This window comes from Pseudomonas sp. GL-RE-29 (assembly GCF_019947275.1).
GTDB lineage: Bacteria > Pseudomonadota > Gammaproteobacteria > Pseudomonadales > Pseudomonadaceae > Aquipseudomonas > Aquipseudomonas fluorescens_A.
In genome coordinates, this window is record NZ_JAGYGD010000013.1 from 77993 (window position 1) to 97948 (window position 19956).

Consider the following 19956-nt stretch of genomic DNA (forward strand, 5'->3'; position numbering starts at 1 on the left):
TTGATCGTTGTAACATTTGATACTATGAGTATTAAGTTATGTCAGACCGGCTTGTCGCAATTGAAGTCTTTGTCCAAGCCATAAAATTGGGTGGGCTATCCGCTGCAGCACGATCTATGAATATGTCGCCCGCTATGGCTGCAAGGCACTTGAACGGATTAGAAGCGCGCCTGAGCACCACTCTTGTTAATCGCACGACCCGACGACTATCGCTCACTGAGGCCGGGGCTGATTTCCTAGAAAGGGCTGAGCGATTCCTAGCTGAATTGCGTGAGGCTGAGGCGATGGCATCGGCACGTTCCGTCGAGATCGAAGGCCTGCTGCGGGTGACCGCTCCATCGACTTTCGGGGGGCAGCACCTTCCCGCCCTCGTCGCGGAATTTCATCGACAATACCCAGCAGTCACTTTCGAGCTCGGCCTGACCGACCGCTATGTCGATCTCGTCGAGGAACGGTGGGACATGGCTATCCGCATTGGCGTGCTGGCCGACAGCAACCTCGTAGCGCGCAAATTAGCAAGCGTAAATCTATCGATTTGCGCATCGCCCAATTATCTCAACAAACACGGCACCCCCCGCACAATTGCCGACCTCGCAAATCACGATTGCCTAGGCTTTACGCTCGCATCGCGCACCGGAACGTTATTCTGGGCTTTCGGCACGGACGGTAGTCGGCACGTCCCTGTGAGGGGGTCCCTTCATGCAGACAGCGGCGAGGCGCTGGTCCAGGCCGCAATGGCCGGACAGGGGATCGTCTACGGTCCGCGCTACATGACCGCGAACGGCATCTCGACAGGTGCGCTCGTCAGTGTCGTACTTGATGAGCCTCTGATGGACCTAGGCGCCATTTATGCCATAACCCACCAGACGCGCCGCCCGGCCGCGAAAACGCGTGCGTGGATCGATTTCCTATCTCGGCAGCTCCCGGCTTTGGCGCGGGATTGGTAGATTTGCGAGCGCCTTCAACCCGCATTAACCTGGCGACACTACCGGCAGGACATCTGACGCCGCGATCATCTAAGAGGACAAACAAATGACTCGGCGGCGATGATTGTCCTTGAAATCGATTTGCCAAATACCAGGAATTGCTAGAAAGAAGTCGTCAGTGAGGACCTGGCGCCGACGGTAGCCAGTGTTCTGATTTGTATCGAACCGCACGTAGGGCAGAACCGTCTCCCCGAGCCGCTGCGAACCATCGACACCGCGCGGATTACACTTTTCAATCCCAGCCTTTTGTCGCGGAGCAACCTGCAAAGATGTTGGGCCCCTTAAATCACTTCAAGGCTTTTCGCCAGAAGCTTGATGGGCTTGGCACAAGACACACCAGTCATTTAACGACTTAGAAACCACGAGCGTACAGAATTACACGTCGAACCAGCACGGAGACGAGCGCTCTCAATCAACCACCAGAATCCCACTGGATAGCCTGTAATTTCCGATGAGCTCCATCCAGCACGGCGATCCAATATCCGGAAACTGCGTAACTCGCTGAGCCCTTACGTATCGGGGGACGCAGTCCGTAGAGATTGAGCGACTCTGCGGCATTGCTGACGGCACGAGGCGGCCCCGGACGGCGCCAACAAACGCGGCCTTCTCAGCGATCAGCGAGCGATAAAGCGTCCACGAGCAGGCCAAGTTACTGATCGCTTACTTGACGATTATTAGACAACTACCCTGCTCCGTGATAAGACCATCCTATACAACATCTTTTGGCTACACGCCGACGGGCCAGTCACTGAGTAATACAGAACATAAGCCCAATCGGCATCGGCAAGGCTTCAGAAATGGTAATCATCACGCAGGGCGCTCAATAAGACATATAACCCTTGAAGGTCAAAATTGTAGTGGTCAACTGATCCCGGACACTGCGTTAAGTTTTTCCTCAGCGACCGCAGGCGGTAACCCATCGTTGAACTGATGCGTCCTTTGCCAGTTGTACCGCTGCATCATGAACCGACCGATATCCTGCTGGGCCAGTGACGCGCTCATGTAGCCCACTGTCGGTATCCACTCTGTTTTCAGGCCACGAAACAAACGCTCCATCGGGGCGTTGTCATGGCAGTTTCCGCGCCGGCTCATGCTCTGTTTAAAGCGGTAGCGCCACAGCCGTTGGCGGAAAGCCCGGCTGCCATATTGGCAGCCCTGCTCGCTGTGGAATAAAACATTCTGTGGGCGGCCCCGCTGCTCATATGCCATGTCTAGGGCCTTGATCACCAGGTCGGCATCGGGCTTCGGCGAGAACGCCCAACCCACCACACGGCGTGCATACAGGTCGATCACTGCCGCCACATAGTGCCAGCGACCTTGCGCCCAGATGTACGTGATATCGCCGCACCAGACTTCGTTCGGTGCCGAAACGTTGAACTCCCGATCCAGCACATTTGGGATGTCAGGACGTTCCACCGTCGCCCTTTTATAGGCATGCGAGCCGGGCTGTTTACTGATCAGCTTCAACTCGTCCATCAGCTGGCGCACCTTGAACCGACCGATGTTTGTTCCGTCCGCACGCATCATGAACATGATGCTCCGACTACCAGCTGCGCTGCGGCTCTGGGTGAACAACTCATTCACCCGAGCGCGCAAAGCGAGCCGTTCAACATCCGGCGCTCGTCGTTTGCGACAGTGTGCGTAATAGCAAGATCGGGTGACTTCAAAGACCAAGCACAACAGATCAACTGGCTCTTCGGAACGGAGTTGAGCGACTAACGCGAGCGCTCGTGTTCCTCGGCCATCAAGAGCGCGGTAGCCTTTTTTAGGATCGACTTTTCCCGTTCCAAGCGATTAATTCGGGCTTCCAGTTCCTGGATTTTCTGCTGCTCAGGCGTCATCGCTTTGCTGGTTGGAGTGATACCGCCACGTTCTTGCTGGAGCTGGCTCACCCACCGGCGCAGGGCTGGCTCAACCAACCCAATTGAACGGGCTGCCTCGGCGTGGCTATAGCCTTGGTCGAGCACCAGGATGGCAGCTTCTCGCTTGAACTCGGGCGTAAAGGTACGGCGTTGTTTGGTCATCAGACACCTCTCTATGGCGAGCATTCTCGCCTAAATGGGTGTCCGGTTTCATTAGACCACTACAAAATAGCATGCAAAGGCAATCTAGAAGCTCAGCCGGCCGCGTGGTTCCGGGCGTGCACATCAGCAGCAAAGGCGCTCTGGCTTTCAGCAGCGGGGACTCACAATCTTCGCTCTGGCGATCCAGTTCGCTACAGAATTCCTGATTGCTCAGGTTACGGTCGAAGCGTTTTACAAATGCACACACTCGTCAACAGAAGCCTTCGTGACGCTTGGCATTCAACAAATCAGGTGAGTATCATAAAGTTACCTGGCGCCCAAAATAAACCACTGCCAGGTCACCGAATACGGGACGAAAATGAACATGACCGCTTCCCACGCCCCAACCGGAGACGACGCCCTATGACACGCATATCACCTTGGAATCCTTATGCGTCCGAATGCCCGACACGTTTCATCCTACAACGCATTGCTGACAAGTGGGCAATACTGATACTGGGGCTTCTCCATGAGAAAAAGTGGCGTTTCAATGCTCTTTTGAAGCAAATTGAAGGGCTGTCACGAAAGGTTCTGTCGCAGACACTTAAGCGACTCGAGCGCGATGGCCTAGTCAGCAGACATGCCTACCCAACAGTTCCGATTACCGTTGAATATTCGTTAACGCCTCTCGGCATAACCCTTTCACAAGCAGTGTCTGTCACCCTTCAATGGGCCGAGGAAAATGCTGATGCGGTCTTGGCAGCTCAAAAGGCCTACGATCAAGGGAATGCAGAGATAGAGGCAGAGCTTTGACAAGCGGCTCATCGCAGTACTGTCTTTTCACATAATGATGAACAAACGGGCAAACAACAGCACCATTAACCATTAGCCGTGCAGCCGATCGAAGGGCACTCCACTCGATCGCGTTACTTCGGCCTTGGGTGGGGGAGCCACGTCAGTGACGGAATGCTCCCATATGAGGATTTGGCGCACTTTCTTGAGCTGAGATAAACCTCATCAATTCATACAAACTTCCGAGAGAAACACAGCCGCCGCCTAATCAAGACTAGGAAGTAACAGGGAAGCAGGACAGCATGAATTTCCACCTATCACAACTGCGAACTGCGAACTGCGAACTGCGAACTGCGAACTGCGAACTGCGAACTGCGAACTGCGATGCTAGCAAGTCACCCTCGGGTAACCAAGTGAGCTAGAGGTTACTATCTTGCCTAAGATAAAACATCGAGTTAGAGTCCATTGCCGAAATCTGATAACTACAGTTAGGCCGTCGCTAAAAATCAATCATGTGCCCTTTCAAGGAAATTCGCCATGACAACTGTTGCAATCATATATTTCAGTGGCTACGGTCATACAGCTAAGCAGGCGGAAGCCGTTCATGCAGGCGCGGCAGCCAGTGCCAATGCCAAGATGTTCGTAATCGACGCAGAGGGTAATCTTCCGGAGAATGCCTGGGAGGAAATCAGCCTAGCGGATGCCGTCATTTACGGCAGCCCCACTTACATGGGGGGACCAGCATGGCAATTCAAAAAATTTGCCGACGCGTCGTCAAAGCCCTGGTTTGGACAAGCGTGGAAGAATAAGGTTGCGGCAGGCTTTACCAACTCTGCGTCCTTAAATGGCGATAAATTTTCTACAATTCAATATTTCTGGACTTTGTCTCAACAACATGGGCAGATTTGGGTTGGCACCGGCCTTATGCCTGCCAACACCAAGGCTAATGGCCCAGCGGATATTAACTGGACAGGGGGTTTCGCAGGTGCTTTGGCAGTTTCCCCTTCGGATGCGTCTACTGATGAGGCTCCGCTCTCTGGGGATCTGGAGACTGCAAAACTGCTGGGGCAGCGCGTCGCTGAAATCGCGGCAAAACTTACGTAATACTCGTGCTGATTGGCTCGCTCGCAGGAACGAGCCAATACTGGAATCAAACCACATTAGCCCAACTTAAATCGATTACCACTATCGTAAAGTTTTCGAACAGACAGGAGCACAAACTTGGAGAACCTAATAATCAAAAGACTTAAAAATAGCGATGCGCACCTTTGAGCAAGTCATACCAATCCAACGCCTCCGCGAAAAGTTAGCTGGAAAGTCTTGGCAGTTCTCTAGCCTGAATCGGACCACTACTAATCGAGCCTGCATATGTCCCACATAGAAAATAATCGTATGTTTTGTCGATCATTTGATACCAACTGCTGGATACGCCCACAGTTATTAATGCGAGCGACCATAATAGGTACAAACAAGCTAATTATTGGCACTTACTGAAGTCAACCGAGGAATATTTTCAGCTTTCCGAGGAAATCTGGATCCAAGACTGTTATTGGCAGGCAGTAGCTCAGATACTTTTTGTCACTGCTGAATGAGCGGGTTACCTGCGGGTAATCTCTTTACGTATTCGCTTGAACCTACTAATTTCCAGCACACCGAGAATGTTTCTTCACCCCCAGAGCTATCCGCCGAAATGTGCAGGAGGCTTTGATTCAACTACACGCAGAGAAGAGCCTGCGAAGGGTGTCCCGTTGCTGTCAACGCGCCCGCGCCGGAGAAAAAACGTCCCAACTGAGGAACAGAATATGAGAAAGGTTTTGCTTATGTCAGGTTTTCTAACTCTAGTAGGTATCACTGCTATGGCGCACGCACGAGATTCGTCCCCGATCATTGAGGTAGTGACCGCGACGCTTAAACCAGAGGTTAGCCCTAAACAGTTTTCGGTAATCGACAAACAAGTCGAAGTACAACATGTCGCGAAGCAACCTGGTTTTTTGTCGCGAGAGTCAGCTTCTACCCAAGATGGGCAATGGGTAGTAATCGTGCACTGGAGGTCTGTTCAGGACGCAGATGCATCAATGAAATTGTTCAAGCAAGCTCCAGCAGCCCAGGCATGGATGTCTAGCATCGATCAAAGCAGCATGAGCATGAAACGTTATACGGCGCCGTAAAGCGGACGCCCTAGCCCCCAGAAGATAATCCCCCAAATAGCACGAAAGCCACCTTCCAGCGCAATGGAACAGTACGAGTTCGGTTCTAGAAATGATTGCTTTGGCTGTTTGCTCGGGAGAGGGGACGCTCTTTTATCTGTTCATAAGCCCAAGATAAATCTCATTCTGCCCTCCCCCTATCAAGGCTTTATACCAACATCGCTATTGCACTTGCTCGATGAGATGCGATTTAAGGTTGGAAAACCATGCGGGATCGCCGAACCCTCTCCTCTTATTAGGAATCATACAATGTCTCGCCTCCATCGTTTGTTGCAGAGCGCCTTATTCGGCGCGTGCCTTTTCACCACAGCAGCTTTTGCCGAACCAGGTCGCGATCTGCCCCAAGAGCAGGCCAATACGCGCTTGGTGCTAGATTTTTACGAGAAATTCTTCAATCAACACCACACTGACGATGCCGCCCGCGTTGTCTCGGATAGCTATAAGCAACACAACCCCACCGTGCCGGATGGTAAAGCGCCGTTTGTGAAATTCTTTAGCGAATTCTACAAAACCCATCCTGATGCCCGGTCTACGGTAATACATACCGCGGCTCAGGGCGATCTTGTATACATGCACATACACAGCCAGCCAGACCCCTCCAGCCCAGGTACTGCGATCTTGAATATATTCCGTGTTGAGCATGGCTTGATCACGGAGCATTGGGACATCATTCAGCCTATACTGGCACCCTCGGCCAATCAGAACGGCATGTTCGGTATTACTGAAGCATCAGACACGAAGCCTCGTGACCTGACTGTTGAGGCTTCCAACCGTAAGCTTGTTCTGGACTTCTACGACCAAGTATTCAACAAGCATCAGGTAGCTGAGGCCAGCCGTGTTCTTTCTGAGGGCTACATTCAGCACAACCCGGAAGTCGCAAATGGCAAAACCCCGTTCGTAAATTACTTCAACGGATACTTTAAAAATCACCCTCAATCGAAGGTCAAGGTGGTGCGGAGTGTCGCCCAAGACGACTTGGTATGGCTACATGTGCACTCGCGTGGTTCTGCGCACGATCGCGGACAAGCGGTGCTGGAAGTGTTCCGGGTTAAAGACGGCCGAATAGTCGAGCACTGGGATGTCATTCAAGCCGTCCCTGAAAAATCAATGAACGCTAATGGAATGTTCTAAGTTCGAAAGCCGCTCCGAAGTTTCATTAGCTAGGCTCGTCACGAGATTCTCGACATTTAACATCTGGCTGGTCAGCCAGACACCTCAGATACCGTCAAGGGTCAACAGCTTGCGAATGATTGAGCCGGTGCCTTATTTGAGTGTACTCATGGGGCTCTGGCGCTAGAAAATTGAAAAGTGCTTCCCAGGATGGACCCTACGCCGAGGACTATAGAAAACCTCGGCAGGTCGTATTGCTCACAGGTGCGGATTATCTACGGACAGCGACATCCCGATCTTTTGGAAGCGTCGCCCGATCTCCGGCCACGATGCAACAGACTTTTGCCGTAGAGAGACTCAAACATTCCCTATGGAGGCTGCCTTGCTTTGGGACGGGTATCTGAAGCGCCAAAACACATACCTACTCGCCTGTAATTACTTAGCCAGCTAGCTATCAGAACGCTTTAACTTTCTCCCTATGAGGTCATGGACATGGAGCAAACAAAATTCCGATCTCGCCCCCTCCCAACCGTCATATTGGTCGGGTTAGGCCTCGTTATTATCCTGCTCGACTCCTCCTAGCCTGCGGTGGGGCTCGCCTACTCAGCCTGGAAGGCTCCCAGGTGCTTCCTGATTGGCGAAAAGTGGTAATGGTCCTCTCTGGCGTCCTGATCGCCCAGCGCAAGCCAATCGGGGCGTAGCTCTTTGCGCTGTTCCTGCTGGGTAGCGTCATTTGGGCAGTGGCGGACGCGGGAACGCTGTCGCGGCATGGCCTATTTCAACGCCACCGTGCCGCTACCCAGCCCAACAGCTCACCGATCACCGATCACCGGGGCTAGCGTACCTGCCGGCGCAACTGCCAGCGCCGCCTGCTGACCAACAACATCGATACACATCTGATTGCCGTGGATGGTGACACCGGAAAGTTGTGCCAGGGTTTCGGCACGAATGGTCAGGTTGACCTCAAAGCCGGTTTGGGCGATGTACCTGACTCCTGCTACCAACTATCCTCCACCCCGCTGATGGCCGGCACTACTGTGGTGGTTGGGTGCCGCGTCGCTGACAATGTCCAGACCTATATGCTGGGCGGCGTGATTCGCGATTTGACGTGGTGACTGGCGCCATGCGCTGGGCCTTCGACCCGGGCAAGCCGCGCAAGCAAGCGCCAACTGCCGGCAGCACCTATGTACGCAGCACGCCCAACAGTTGGGCGCCGAGGTCCTATGACCCTGCAATGAACACCAGCTTCCTGCCGATGGGAAGTTCATCAACCGACATCTACGGTATGGAACGTACCGCGTTGAACCACAAATATGGCGCTTCGGTTCTAGCGCTGAACGCAACCACGGGCGAAGAGAAGTGGTATTCCAGACCATGTACAACGACCTGTGGGACTTCGACCTGCCAATTCAGCCAAGCCTGATGGATTTCACCAAGACCGACGGTACGACCGTGCCTGCAGTGGTGACCGGTACCTAGGCCGGGTAGATACATGTGCTCGATCGCGCCACCGGCAAGCCTCTGACCAAAGTCGAAGAAGTACCGGTCAAGGCTACCAATATCCCCAACGAGCCCTACTCGCTGACCCAACCCAAGTCGGTCGGCATGCCGCAGATCGGCGCGCAGACCTTGACCGAGTCGGACATGTGGGGTGTGGGGCGCCACCCCGTATGACCAATTCCTGTGTCGTATCGACTTCAGAAAGATGCGCTACGACGGCCTGTACACCGCGCCGTTTACCGACCTGTCGCTGAGCTTCCCAAGCTCCCTGGGTGGCATGAATTGGGGCAGCATCTCCACCGATCCGGTACATGGCTTCATCTTTGTCAACGATATGCGTCTGGGCCTGTGGATCCAGATGGTGCCGCAGCAGAAAGACGCGAAAGCTTCCTCGGTGGTGAAGCGCTGAACACCGGCATGGGCCCGTATGCCGTGAACAAGAACCGCTTCCTTTCGGTCACCGGCACCCCTTGCCAAGCGCCACCGTTCGGCACCCTGACCGCCATCGACATGAAGACCCAGAAAGTCGCCTGGCATGTCCCAGTCGGCACGATCGAAGACACCGGCCCTCTGGGCATTCGTATGCACTTGCCGATCAAAATCGGCCTGCCGACTCTCGGCGGTACTCTATCGATTCAAGGTAGTTTGATCTTTATCGCAGGCTCGCAGGGACTTTTACCTGCGCGCCTTCAACAGCGGCAACGGCGAGGAAGCCTGGAACGCTCGCCTGCCCGTTGGAAGCCAGGGTGGTCCGATGACCTATGTGTCGCCGAAGACTGGTAAGCAATACATCGTAATCACCGCCGGTGGCGCTCGCCAACCGACGGATCGAGGCGACTACGTGATCGCCTACGCCTTGCCGTAAGCCAATGCGCCTGCCCTGCGGGCGGGCGTTCCGATTTCGCGCGGTGCCCCAAAGTGCCGCGCTTCCCTTTTTATCCGCCGGTCGCGATTCCTGGAAGGTCCCGCATGTCATCCGTTCGTTGCTCTAACCGTCTAACCTCGTTCATTCTCCTGGGCATGACCTGCAACGTCGCGCTGCCTGAGCTGGCCGATACCGACTCGGACCTGCTGACCCGAAACACCCTCACTGGCGACTGCGGTGGCCTGCGCCATCAGTTGGACGAAGACGGTATCAAGTTCACCGGCAACTACAGCGGCGAGACGACCTACAACGCAGATGGGGGTAAGCACCGTTCGGGTCGTTACTCACAGAACATCAAGCTGGGCGTGCAGTTCGATCTGAGCAACCGGTACGGCCTGGGCAATGGCGGCAAGGTACAGTTGACCATCAATGATCGCCGCGGCAACAGCGCCTCGGACGACTTGGTCGGCAACCGCTTGCCGATCCAGGAAAACTTCGGTGGCCTCTATACCCGCCTGACCGAACTGAGCTACGAGCGCACTTGTTCACCCCGGCCCTGAACGTCAAGCTCGGTTACATGGCCATGGGCAACGACGGCGGTGGTTTGGTCTCCGGGATCCTCTGCAACTTCATGAATGCCGGTTTCTGCGGCCACCCGCTGAACATGTCCGACTGCAGCGGCTGGACCAACTATCCGAACGCCCACCTGTGCGTGCGGGTCAAGTATGACTTCTTGCCGTCCTGGCAACTGCGCGTGGCCGCCTTTAACGTCGATCCGGAAAGCAACGGCAACTCCAGCCGCGCCTGGCACCTGGGGCCCAAGCACACCACCGGCCCCGTGGTGCCGATCGAGTTGGTGTACAAGTATCTGGGCGAGCCGCCTGGCGTGTACTAGCTCGGTTATTACTACGACAGCTCCAACGTCAAGCGCATCGGCAGCGGCGCCCGGATGTGCAATACATTATTGAGCCGGAGCCGTTTTCGGGCGAGAAAATTGATAACGCGCTGATGTTTGGGCTGCAAGTAAAAGCGACTTTCTGAGTGGATTGAGTTCGCTGTGGCTCCCGCAATGGTGCACGCCCGATTCGGCGTTTCTATCGCTGGAACCCTGACATCTGGGTAAGGGGTCATTCTAAACCAATAGCCAAAACTCCACGCAGCAGCACTTAGTATTCATCAGACAACGGCCTCTAACTGATTGTAGTTGAGACCAAACGTTTAAGTTGTCCGGTCAGGTCCATTCAGTCTAGTGCCTGGCTAGTGTAGGAAATGTTGTTCTATTCAAATGGCTTATACGGTCCTGCTTCTGTTGATGTTTCTGAGCCTCTCAAAATTTTTGGCCAGGGTGATCCAGATTCCACTGCCATTGTTGCAGAGTGCGGTGGGCGCTATTTTGACCTGGTCCACCTCCGGCTGGCACGTGGAACTGGAGCCGCGCAAATGCGCTTTACGCTTGAGCGACCTGTTTTTCTAAACCTTCACTGATCAATAGCATTCTTTGCGGTGCAGACAGAGGTATGCCCAGCTCTCGCAGATGCTCCAAAACGGTAAACAATAGGTCGCTTCGCGCGCCACTTACCGAGCGTGGGCTATTTACGTAACCGCTCGCGCTGATGATTAAACCGGTGTTGGTCAGGTCCTTGAAGGTCACTGAAGGAGCTGGCGAATCAAGCACTGCTTCGTGCTCAGTGAAGGTTTGTAACAGCAATTCGCGTATCTGCACGACGTCTGTCTCCAAAGGCAATGTCAGGGTGATACCGACCACTCCCAACGCATTGCCCATGGTGACGTTACGTACGTTTTGGGTGATGAATTGCGAGTTCGGCACGATCACCGTCGAGCGGTCGGACATCTGGATTTCCGTCGCACGCACGCTGATCCGGCGAATATCGCCCTCAACCCCGGCCAGACTCACCCAGTCACCCACTTTTACCGGCCGCTCGGTCAGTAGAATCAAACCTGAGATAAAATTCTGTACGATGGCTTGCAGGCCAAAGCCGATCCCCACCGACAGCGCACTGACAACCCAGGTCAAATTGGTAAGGCTGATGTGAAGGGTGGTCATCACCAAGGTCACCACCAGTACAAGTCCGATATAGCCGATCAACGTCACCAAGGATGCCTGCATGCCAGCATCCATGTTGGTTTCGGGCAGCAAGCTTTCTGCAAACCACGCCTTGAGTACCCGCACCGCCAGCATGCCGACGACCAAACAGCCCAAAGCCAGCAGGATGTCGCCGAGACCGATATTCAGGCTGCCTAAAAATGTGTTGGTAACTTCCAGTTGGGCAAAACTTTCGAGCAGTTCGCCCGGGCTTGAGCCCGATGGCAGAAAGGCGAGCAACACAGCAGAAAGCAAAAGCAAAGTCCGGCCGATGCCCGCAAGTATGGTGCTGGCCTGCGCCTGGTGGCGGACGGACAAGCCCAGCGCCGAACCCAGTGCCATGCCACCAGGCTGCTTGGGAGATAAAAGAGTTTCACAAATGTCCCCGAAGCAAGTGATCAGCAAGTAGGCAGTCGATGCCACCACGCTAATCCAGAGAAGCTTCACCGTCAAAAAATAAGCCAGTGTCAGGTAGCCGCTTAACAACGCCAGCAGACTCAGCCCTACCCAGACAGCAACGACAAAAGGAATCAGCCCCGCGAAGCCTCCCACACGTTCTAGCTCAAATCGGCGGCGAGTCCGGCGGTAGCGCAACAGGGCGAAGAAAAACACCAGCGAAACCGCAAGTGCCGTCAGACCATTGACAGCCACCGACAGTGCCAGACTGCTGGCTATCACGCTGTTTATCCGCTCCTGCGTGCCGATGATCAGCAGGGCCAGCGCTAACATGGCCGGGAAGCGGCCCATGACCGTAGCGATCTCGTCCGGGATTTGTAGAAGGCGCCAAGAGGGATGGGGCAACATCAGCAGTGCTCGGCCCAGGCCGAGGATGAACGCGCAGAACGTGATTAGCGTCTGGAGTTGATCGAGCAGATTGACCACGTCGTTACTAAGAACCACATTGCCGACAACGCCCCTATGCAGCAAAGAAGTGGCGGCGCTGATGGTGAGGATTGTCGACACCCCGACGGCCAATGCCAGAGCGCTGCGACGAAGGCGGCCCTTTGGCAGCCAACGGATAATCACCCAGATCAGCAAGCGCTCCAGCAAGCGTCGCACAACGACCCAGATCACAAATGCACTGAACACAGCGCTGATGAGCAGCGTACGTTGATCCGCCGACACCGCGCTTTTGAGCGCGCTATGAATGTCTACTATAAGTTCGTTCATGCGGCCGAAGTCTTCATCGGTAGGCCGGATCAGGGTCGACCAGAACGCCGGACTGAGCGGGCTCGCAGTGCGGGTGCTGATCTGCGAATCGAAGAGACTGCGGCGCAGGGTGAAAATTTGAGTCGCCAGATCCTTGGCTGACTGGCTAAGCGTATTGCTCTGACGTACATCACTAACAAGCGCGTTCTTCTGAGCCACCAGGGTCTGGCGCTGACTGGCAAGACTTTGCACCTCGTCAGGTTGCACCGGTCCGAGGATGTCGAGCTGATCGCTTAGATGTTCGATGTCGACAGCTTGCCGCGCAATCAGATCGTCGGCTTGTTTTTGCACCTGTAAAGCAGCCTGGCGCAAACCCGACAGCAAGTCATCATTGGCGCTGACCGACACTTTTTGCCGAATCTTATCGATCTGTTCGCTGAGGCTATCCAAGCTCGAAGCGTCTACTTCTGGCGATGCGCTGCCGGGGCTACTGACCTGGACAATTGGCAGGGGCTCAGCCCCGGCTGGCAGAGTGACACAAAGCAGCAACAGAGCGAGTAGTCCAGTGTAAAGGCGGTTCAACGTAGCGTGCTGCATTCTCTTTCCTTCGTTGCATTCACCAGTTTTCCGAGACAGGTACAGTTAGTTCGTGTCTTCAACATTGAGCATGACTGCTCCGGCATGGATCGGCACGTAATTAACACCCGCTGTGATGGCATCGCTAATGGCTCATCTACATTCTCTAGCTCGTAGCCAACTAGTCGCTGCCAGCCTATATGCAAGGCTGGCCGCGCTCCCCTGCCAATACAGTGATCTTCAGCGTCCCAGCCAAGCCTTGGCACCTAATTCGGCGCGCGATGCCTTGACTTGTTCAGCTGTCACTTTCGAAGCGCTGTTACCCCAGCTGTTTCGAATGTAGGTCTGCACTGCGGCAATATCTTCGTCTGCCAGTTTCCAGTCGAATCGCGGCATGCCTGCACCTGTCGGATTGCCTGCAGTTATCGGTCCGTCCGCCCCTTTCAACACCACGTTCAATAGACTCGAAGGATCCTTGACGTTGACCTGGGCATTGTTACGCAGTTCAGGGATCATCTGCCGCACGCCGGCACCGCTGGAGGTGTGGCAGGCTTCGCACTGACTCTCGAATACCAGCCGGCCTTGCACCATCTGCGGGTCAGTACTCTGCACCGCCACGGGCACCGCTGCCTTGCTGGCCGGCAGTTGCTGCAGGTAGGCAGTGATGGCGTGCAGATCGTCGTCGGTCAGGTACTGTGTGGAGTTTTCCACGGCTTCGAGCATTGGGCCCGCGGCAGCGGCCTGGCGGCTGGTGCCGGTTTTAAGGTAGCTGACGATGTCTTCGGCTTTCCATTTGCCTAGGCCGGTGTGCGGATTAGGCGTCAGGTCGGGCGCGTGCCAACCTTGCAGAGTGCCGCCCTGGAAGGTTTCGGCAACGTCGCCGCCCAGCAGGTTTTTCGCCGTGTGGCAGGCGGCGCAATGGCCTGGGCCGTTGACCAGGTAGTCGCCGCGGGAAACCAGCGGGCTGACTCCCGGTATGGCGGCGAAGCGCTCATCCTTGAAGAACAGCAGGTTCCAGCCCGCCAGCAGCATGCGCTGGTTGAACGGGAAAGGCAGTTCGTTTTCCACCACCTTTTGCTTAACCGCTGGCACCGTCTTGATATAGGCGTAAAGATCGGCGATGTCCTGGTCGCTCATTTTGGTATAGGCGTTGTACGGCATGGCCGGGTACAGGTAGCCGTGGTTGCCAACACCGTGGCGTACCGCCTTATCGAATTGCTCCAGGCTCCAGCCGCCGATGCCGGTGTCGGCATCCTGAGTTATGTTGGACGCCTTGATGGTGCCAAACGGCGTCTGCAGCGCGTAGCCGCCGGCGTAGGTCTGGCCGCCGGGCACGGTGTGGCAAGCGGCGCAGTCACCGGCTGCAGCCACGTATTGGCCGCGTTGCACCTGGGCCGTATCACCGGTCAACAGGCCGGCTTTGATGGCGGGGAAGCTCTTATGTTCGCCGTACTGGGCGAAGGCGATAAAGCCCACGCCACCGATGATCGCGCAGCCGATGACGGCGGCGGCGACAGTCTTGAACTTGCTCATGGCGATCTCCTTATCGTGTCAGCAAGCCAGGCTGGCGGATGTAGTCGTTAATGATGGCCTTGGCGGTCCAGAGCGTCAGCGCGCTGAGGGTGCCGGTGGGGTTATAGCCGCCGTTGTTGGGGTACGACGAGGCACCGCAGACGAACAGGTTGTGCACGTCCCAGCACTGTTGATAGCGGTTGAGGACCGAGCTCGCCGGGTCGAGGCCGATCACCGCGCCGCCTATGGTGTGGGAGCTGTCGTAGCCGCGCATCGGCGAGTTGGCTTGATCGGGGAAGGACACGGTCTCCCAGGATTTCGCCCCGCTCTGATAGCAGATCTCCTCGATTTTGCCCTTGACGAAGGTCGACATACGTCGGTCGTTGTCGTTGTAGTCGAAGGTCATGCGCAGCAGCGGTTGGCCATTGGCATCCTTGTAGGTCGGGTCCAGCGAGAGGTAGGAATCGACGTGGGAGTACGACGTACCCTGGCCCTGGATCTTGGCGTAGTTCTGGTAACTCTGCTGGAAAGCTTTCTTCCACTGCGAGCCCCACAGCTTGGTGCCGGTGGGTACGCGGTCGGTCATGCTGATCGGCGTGCCCTGGTCGGACAGCGCCTGGATGCCCGCGCCGCCGAGGAAGCCCAGGCCGGTGTGATCGAAGTTGTCACCGTTGTAGTCGTCGATCTGCGTCGAGAGCGCACCGGTGGAGATGAACGGGTTCATCTGCTCGTTCTCGTAGTACAGGAAACCGTACGACATGGTTTGGTAGTTGTAGGCGCGGCCGACGGTGCCGCTGCGTGTGGTCGGATCGTAGGGGGTGCCGATTTCCGACAGCAACAACAGGCGCACATTGTCCAGTTGATAAGCGGAGAACACCACGATGTCGGCAGGCTGGAAGCCAAGGTTTCCGTCGGAGTCCTTGAAGGTCACGCCGGTGACGGTCTTGCCGTCCGGGGCTTTCTCGGCTTTGAGCACGGTGCATTCGGTGAGCAGCGTGAAATTGCGACGCTGCACCAGCGCTGGGATCACGCAGGCGTTGGGCGAGGATTTCGACCAGTTGCCACAGCCATAGAACCCGCAGAAGCCACAGTAAGTGCAGGGTGCAAGGTTCACGCCCAGAGGGTTGGTGTAAGGCGCGCCGATGGTGCCAGCGGGAATCGGAAAGGGGTGCAAGCCCATCTTTTCGGTGGTCTCGCGGAATTTCTCGTTCCAGTGCGAGCGGGCCATGGCCGGGGTTGGATAGTCACCGGAGCGCGAGCCTTCGAACGGGTTGCCGCCGGACTGCTTCTGGCCATTGATCACGCCTGCCTTGCCGGCGATGCCGGCAATCTTTTCCCAGCGGTCGTAGTGCGGCTCAAGGTCGTCGTAGGTTACGCCCCAGTCCTGCACGATCAGACCGTCGGCCAGCTTCATATTGTGGTAACGCTCCTTGTGCCGGGTCGCCATCTCGAAGTCCGAGGGGTTGAAGCGCCAGGCGTTGGCGGCCCAGTGTTTGCCGGCGCCGCCGACGCTGAAGCCCATCTGCCAGATGTTGAAATCACGGCCAGGCAGCGCGGTCTGCCGTGGGTTGTTGCGGAAGGTCAGGGTTTCCACACTAGGTGGCTTGAGCGCTTCGCGACGGGCGCCGTAGCGCAGTTCGTCGGCGGCGATACTGGGTGGGTAGTTCTTGCTGGCTTCTTCCCAGACGCCTCGCTCAATGGCGACTACGTCGAGCCCCGCGCGGGTGAGTTCTTCGGCCATCAATGAGCCGGCCCAACCCAGGCCAACGACGACGACATCGGCTTTCGGTCTTGTGTAGGTCATGTGTATGCTTCCAGATCAGGCTACGCCTTGGCGGCGTTATAGGTGTGTTGCCGGCTTTCACACGCGGCCGATGATGCTCACGGGCTTAATGTGCAGTTTCTGCCCGCGTTGTTCGATGTAGTCGCGGTAGTCATAACGCGAGCCCGGAAACCCGATCATTTTCCAGCCGACCATGTCTTTGTTGCCGCCGTAGAGCGGATCTGCGAAGAAGCCTTCTTGAACGTTGGCCAGCATTTGCTTGAACAGCACATCCGGGCGCACCGAGGCGAATGCCACCTGGCCGGCTTCCATTTGCTCGAGCAGTGCGTCCTGTTGCACCACTGTCAATGCCTCGAACGAGGCATTCAGGTGCTGCTGGCAGTAAACATCCAGCTCGGCGAGTCCCTTGCGGTAAAGGTCGGCGGGGCCGTCGAGAGACTGATCGCCTTGGGCCGCAGTGCCCTTTTGCTCGGGGCCGGCTCGATAGCGCCAAGTCCCCTTGCCGTAATCTCCAGACAGTTGATGGTCGATAAACACCACACAGCCGGCCTCTGAGGCACTGACACTGACCTCGTCGGCAGGAATCAATCGGTCAAAGATGGCCTTGATCTGAGCAAACTCCTTGTCGTTGAGAAACATCCGCTTGCCAGGATCTGCCGGTATGGGTGGCAGCGTTTCCTTGGCATGCCATCGCTGCCCCCCACTAAATACGCGCAACGCGGCGCCAGCCGGACGATAAACCGCCGCCAACGCGCTGGTGGTCACCAGCACCAGGCCCGCTTTGAGGACACTTCGCCTTTTCATTTCAACTCCTTGGTTGGATTAATCGAGCATTTACCCGAAGCGGCGCTGAACAGAGCCATGGAAGCGCTTCCATTCGCATTACAAAAAAAGCTTTCCCAAATGATCGTGTTAGACAGTCAGTTGGGATAGCTGGTGGGGCGGATGGTAAATGCGGCGTTTTGTCACGTCAAATGAATACGTTGGCTGTAAGTCTCGCGGTCAATCGGATTTGAAACTCGGCACAGCGGATGAGCGTCGCAGGATCAGCTCCACCGGCATGACCTGCCGCCCAACCGCATTACTAGGATTGTTGATCAGCATCTTCAGCGACGCCACGGCGGTTCGCGCCTGCTGATCGGTGTCTTGACGCAGTGTGGACAAAGAGAAGATTTCGCTGGCAGCCGCCGGGATATTGTCGAAGCCTATCACGGATACATCCTGAGGCACCGCCAGCCCCATACCCTTGAGCCTGTCGATAACCCCCAATGCGATGAAGTCATTGGAGGCGAATATCGCAGTGGGTGGGGAACCGTCCGCAAACAGCAGGTCGACGCCCCGCCGTCCTGAGGCTGCGTCGTGGCTCCCGCGAAAGAACCGCGGTTTGAGGCCGGCTTCGCGCATACACCTGCAATAAACTTGGGTGCGCTGTCGCGCCGACGCTTCGCTGCCGCCGCCCAAATGAGCGATCTGCCGGTGCCCCAGTGATATCAGATGCGCTATCGCCATTCGTACGCCGGCCTCGTCGTCCACGGCGATTGTCGTCACCCGCGGGTGATCGATGTGTTTGCTGCCAATGTAGACGCAGGGCAGCTTGGCAGCGATTTCCCCGATAGCCTTACTTGTGTGCGGAGTTGCCAGCATGATCACACCAGCCGCTCGCAGCTTCAGCAGACGATCAGACTCATGCAGCGCGGAGGCCTGTTCCACGGCCCGCAGCGATACCACCGGATCGAATCCGGCCGCCGAGAGGTGTTGATCGACCGCTTGGGCCAGTTGGATGTGAAAAGGGTTGTTGGGGTCGCCAATAACCAAACCGACAATTGATGAGCGTGCTGATACTAGGCTACGGGCTGCCAGGTTTGGCTTGTAATCTAACTCGGCCGCAACTGCCTGAATGTGCTGCAACGTTTGCGGGAGCACACCCGGTTTGCCACTCAATGCCCGCGAAATTTGGGCCCGGGACAGTCCAGCGGCTTTGGCTACATCGTCGAGGGTTGCAAATCGCTTTGGAATTGTGGGCTGAGTCATGATCGTGGGCTGTAAGTTCGCATATAGCTCTAAATGGACACGAAAAGGTCGAGCTTTCATTACGTCAAAGGCATTGGACGACCTTGAGGCATTTCATTGTCGCTGTACGATTGCGCTGACACAACAGCCGCGGACGTTTCTGACTTCCGATTGGGTGGAACAGTAATGAGTGGTGAGAGTAATAACGAGGCTATTCGATAGTGGGTTTCTCTAGGTACTCAGCCACTCTTCCCTCCAAACATCGAAAAAACACGTCAGCTGTATGCCCTCCTCAGCCCATCCCAAATAAAGCGATTCATCAGACCTCAGGTTTCTTACGGAATAATTCGACCTCTGACTTGATTCTGCTCCCAGATCCATATGGGCCAGCATCATGCCGACTACCGTCTTTCGCTGCTTACTACTCTCGCTGGCTATCGTCGATGGCAGCAGCTATGCCGCATCTGGTCATGAGCAGGATCAGCTCAGCCTGGTCCAGCAGCAACTCAAAATTATCGAACGCCTAGCGACGCAAGCTGAGACAGCTAGCACGGCTGAACCCAGCGATCGCTATCGATTCGACTACCCCCGACTGACCCAGGACATTCAGCGCATCCGCCACGGTGTACAGAGCTATCTATTCCCTTCCCGTGCGCAACCCCGAGATCCCAGTGAACTGGTCGGTGATTACCGCCTCGACACTCCGCCTGCGGAGCCCTCGCCATGAGCATGACCGACGCTCAAACCGCCGCCTTCCAAAACGCCTCCGGCTTTTCGGCACAGAGCAGTTCGACGCTGTGGCTATCCCTAGTTCTTGTCCTGGCTTTGCTTTGGTGCGCCTGGGTGATGTGGACGGCTTACCGAGGTTGGGCAGTCGGCAGCGTGCGCTTCGGTGCTTTCGGCGGCAGTGCCGCGCGCGTCGTGCTCGCCCTGCTCGTCCTCATGATCTTCACCCTGTCCTAATCCAGGAGATCGCCGTCATGCTCAAGTGCCTTGTCCCCCTGAAAAACAACCTGCGAGATCGTGCGAGCCAACGCCTGATCGGCCTGCTCCTGATACTCGGCCCTGGCCTAGCTTTTGCCGAGCTTCCCACCATGGAGGCTCCTTCACGTGGTGAAGGTTCCGGGTTGATCGAGACGATCAAAAACTACGCCTACGACGGCGGCATCCTGCTCGGCCTGTTGATCGCCCTGCTCGCTTTTCTCGGTGTTGCCTGGCATTCCCTGACCGTCTATGCCGACGTGCAGAACCAGCGCAAGACTTGGAAGGACTTGGGTGCTGTAGTCGGCATCGGAGCCTTGTTGGTGGTGATCATCATCTGGTTCCTGACCAAGGCTGCCGCGATTCTGTGAGGTCGAC

The 19956-nt window shown here is 56.1% G+C and carries 14 protein-coding genes and 2 pseudogenes; 10 read left to right on the top strand and 6 right to left on the bottom strand.

What is annotated here, in order from left to right:
* Positions 1–38: 38 nt before the first annotated feature.
* On the top strand, positions 39–947 hold the full coding sequence (locus KGB21_RS13075) for a LysR family transcriptional regulator (protein WP_223505342.1): 909 nt from the start codon (positions 39–41) through the stop codon (positions 945–947).
* A gap of 900 nt (positions 948–1847) precedes the next feature.
* On the opposite strand, the gene KGB21_RS13080 is transcribed toward KGB21_RS13075, so the two are convergent.
* A protein-coding gene (locus tag KGB21_RS13080) for an IS3 family transposase (protein WP_223505343.1) occupies positions 1848–3010 on the bottom strand; the annotation gives its coding sequence in 2 pieces (ribosomal slippage) (positions 1848–2755 and positions 2755–3010; 1164 coding nt in all).
* A 402-nt stretch (positions 3011–3412) separates the two neighbouring features.
* On the opposite strand from KGB21_RS13080, the gene KGB21_RS13085 reads away from it, so the two are divergent.
* The 6 genes and pseudogenes from KGB21_RS13085 to KGB21_RS13110 all read left to right on the top strand — a co-directional run.
* On the top strand, positions 3413–3802 hold the full coding sequence (locus KGB21_RS13085) for a winged helix-turn-helix transcriptional regulator (RefSeq protein WP_223505344.1): 390 nt from the start codon (positions 3413–3415) through the stop codon (positions 3800–3802).
* Positions 3803–4318: 516 nt separating this feature from the next.
* On the top strand, positions 4319–4885 hold the full coding sequence (locus tag KGB21_RS13090) for a flavodoxin family protein (RefSeq protein ID WP_223505345.1): 567 nt from the start codon (positions 4319–4321) through the stop codon (positions 4883–4885).
* 698 nt (positions 4886–5583) lie between these two features.
* Entirely contained in the window at positions 5584–5949 is a 366-nt protein-coding gene (locus KGB21_RS13095; RefSeq protein ID WP_223505346.1) for an antibiotic biosynthesis monooxygenase family protein, read from the top strand.
* Positions 5950–6237: 288 nt separating this feature from the next.
* Entirely contained in the window at positions 6238–7119 is an 882-nt protein-coding gene (locus KGB21_RS13100) for a nuclear transport factor 2 family protein (protein WP_223505347.1), read from the top strand.
* A 732-nt stretch (positions 7120–7851) separates the two neighbouring features.
* Positions 7852–9463: pseudogene (locus tag KGB21_RS13105) on the top strand (membrane-bound PQQ-dependent dehydrogenase, glucose/quinate/shikimate family); the annotation flags it as partial.
* 155 nt (positions 9464–9618) lie between these two features.
* Positions 9619–10355, top strand: a pseudogene (locus tag KGB21_RS13110) (carbohydrate porin); the annotation flags it as partial.
* A gap of 555 nt (positions 10356–10910) precedes the next feature.
* On the opposite strand, the gene KGB21_RS13115 reads toward KGB21_RS13110, so the two are convergent.
* The 5 genes from KGB21_RS13115 to KGB21_RS13135 all read right to left on the bottom strand — a co-directional run bounded on the left by KGB21_RS13115 (position 10911) and on the right by KGB21_RS13135 (position 18618).
* Positions 10911–13313, bottom strand: a complete 2403-nt coding sequence (locus KGB21_RS13115) for a DUF3772 domain-containing protein (RefSeq protein WP_223505348.1) — start codon at positions 13311–13313, stop codon at positions 10911–10913.
* A gap of 219 nt (positions 13314–13532) precedes the next feature.
* Complete coding sequence (locus KGB21_RS13120) at positions 13533–14825, bottom strand: cytochrome c (RefSeq protein ID WP_223505349.1); 1293 nt, start codon at positions 14823–14825, stop codon at positions 13533–13535.
* Positions 14826–14835: 10 nt separating this feature from the next.
* Positions 14836–16608 carry a GMC family oxidoreductase gene (locus KGB21_RS13125; protein ID WP_223505350.1) on the bottom strand — a complete coding sequence of 591 codons (1773 nt, stop codon included), beginning with the start codon at positions 16606–16608 and terminating at the stop codon, positions 14836–14838.
* Between the two features lie 57 nt (positions 16609–16665).
* A complete protein-coding gene (locus KGB21_RS13130; RefSeq protein WP_223505351.1) occupies positions 16666–17391 on the bottom strand; it encodes a gluconate 2-dehydrogenase subunit 3 family protein in 726 nt (241 codons plus the stop codon).
* A 198-nt stretch (positions 17392–17589) separates the two neighbouring features.
* A complete protein-coding gene (locus KGB21_RS13135; RefSeq protein ID WP_223505352.1) occupies positions 17590–18618 on the bottom strand; it encodes a LacI family DNA-binding transcriptional regulator in 1029 nt (342 codons plus the stop codon).
* A 373-nt stretch (positions 18619–18991) separates the two neighbouring features.
* Here KGB21_RS13135 and KGB21_RS13140 point away from each other — a divergent pair, with 373 nt between their 5' ends.
* The 3 genes from KGB21_RS13140 to KGB21_RS13150 are packed head-to-tail and all read left to right on the top strand — an operon-like array spanning position 18992 to position 19949.
* Positions 18992–19324 carry an RAQPRD family integrative conjugative element protein gene (locus tag KGB21_RS13140; RefSeq protein WP_223505353.1) on the top strand — a complete coding sequence of 111 codons (333 nt, stop codon included), beginning with the start codon at positions 18992–18994 and terminating at the stop codon, positions 19322–19324.
* On the top strand, positions 19321–19560 hold the full coding sequence (locus KGB21_RS13145; RefSeq protein ID WP_223505354.1) for a TIGR03758 family integrating conjugative element protein: 240 nt from the start codon (positions 19321–19323) through the stop codon (positions 19558–19560). The genes KGB21_RS13140 and KGB21_RS13145 overlap by 4 nt, the downstream gene beginning before the upstream one ends.
* A gap of 17 nt (positions 19561–19577) precedes the next feature.
* Entirely contained in the window at positions 19578–19949 is a 372-nt protein-coding gene (locus tag KGB21_RS13150; RefSeq protein ID WP_223505355.1) for a TIGR03745 family integrating conjugative element membrane protein, read from the top strand.
* The last annotated feature ends 7 nt before the right edge of the window (positions 19950–19956 follow it).

Excerpts from the sequence above, each read along its gene's own strand:
- KGB21_RS13075 (WP_223505342.1), top strand. The coding sequence starts at position 39 with ATGTCAGACCGGCTTGTCGCAATTGAAGTCTTTGTCCAAGCCATAAAA.
- KGB21_RS13085 (WP_223505344.1), top strand. The coding sequence starts at position 3,413 with ATGACACGCATATCACCTTGGAATCCTTATGCGTCCGAATGCCCGACA.
- KGB21_RS13090 (WP_223505345.1), top strand. The coding sequence starts at position 4,319 with ATGACAACTGTTGCAATCATATATTTCAGTGGCTACGGTCATACAGCT.
- KGB21_RS13095 (WP_223505346.1), top strand. The coding sequence starts at position 5,584 with ATGAGAAAGGTTTTGCTTATGTCAGGTTTTCTAACTCTAGTAGGTATC.
- KGB21_RS13100 (WP_223505347.1), top strand. The coding sequence starts at position 6,238 with ATGTCTCGCCTCCATCGTTTGTTGCAGAGCGCCTTATTCGGCGCGTGC.
- KGB21_RS13115 (WP_223505348.1), bottom strand. The coding sequence starts at position 13,313 with ATGCAGCACGCTACGTTGAACCGCCTTTACACTGGACTACTCGCTCTG.
- KGB21_RS13120 (WP_223505349.1), bottom strand. The coding sequence starts at position 14,825 with ATGAGCAAGTTCAAGACTGTCGCCGCCGCCGTCATCGGCTGCGCGATC.
- KGB21_RS13125 (WP_223505350.1), bottom strand. The coding sequence starts at position 16,608 with ATGACCTACACAAGACCGAAAGCCGATGTCGTCGTCGTTGGCCTGGGT.
- KGB21_RS13130 (WP_223505351.1), bottom strand. The coding sequence starts at position 17,391 with ATGAAAAGGCGAAGTGTCCTCAAAGCGGGCCTGGTGCTGGTGACCACC.
- KGB21_RS13135 (WP_223505352.1), bottom strand. The coding sequence starts at position 18,618 with ATGACTCAGCCCACAATTCCAAAGCGATTTGCAACCCTCGACGATGTA.
- KGB21_RS13140 (WP_223505353.1), top strand. The coding sequence starts at position 18,992 with ATGCCGACTACCGTCTTTCGCTGCTTACTACTCTCGCTGGCTATCGTC.
- KGB21_RS13145 (WP_223505354.1), top strand. The coding sequence starts at position 19,321 with ATGAGCATGACCGACGCTCAAACCGCCGCCTTCCAAAACGCCTCCGGC.
- KGB21_RS13150 (WP_223505355.1), top strand. The coding sequence starts at position 19,578 with ATGCTCAAGTGCCTTGTCCCCCTGAAAAACAACCTGCGAGATCGTGCG.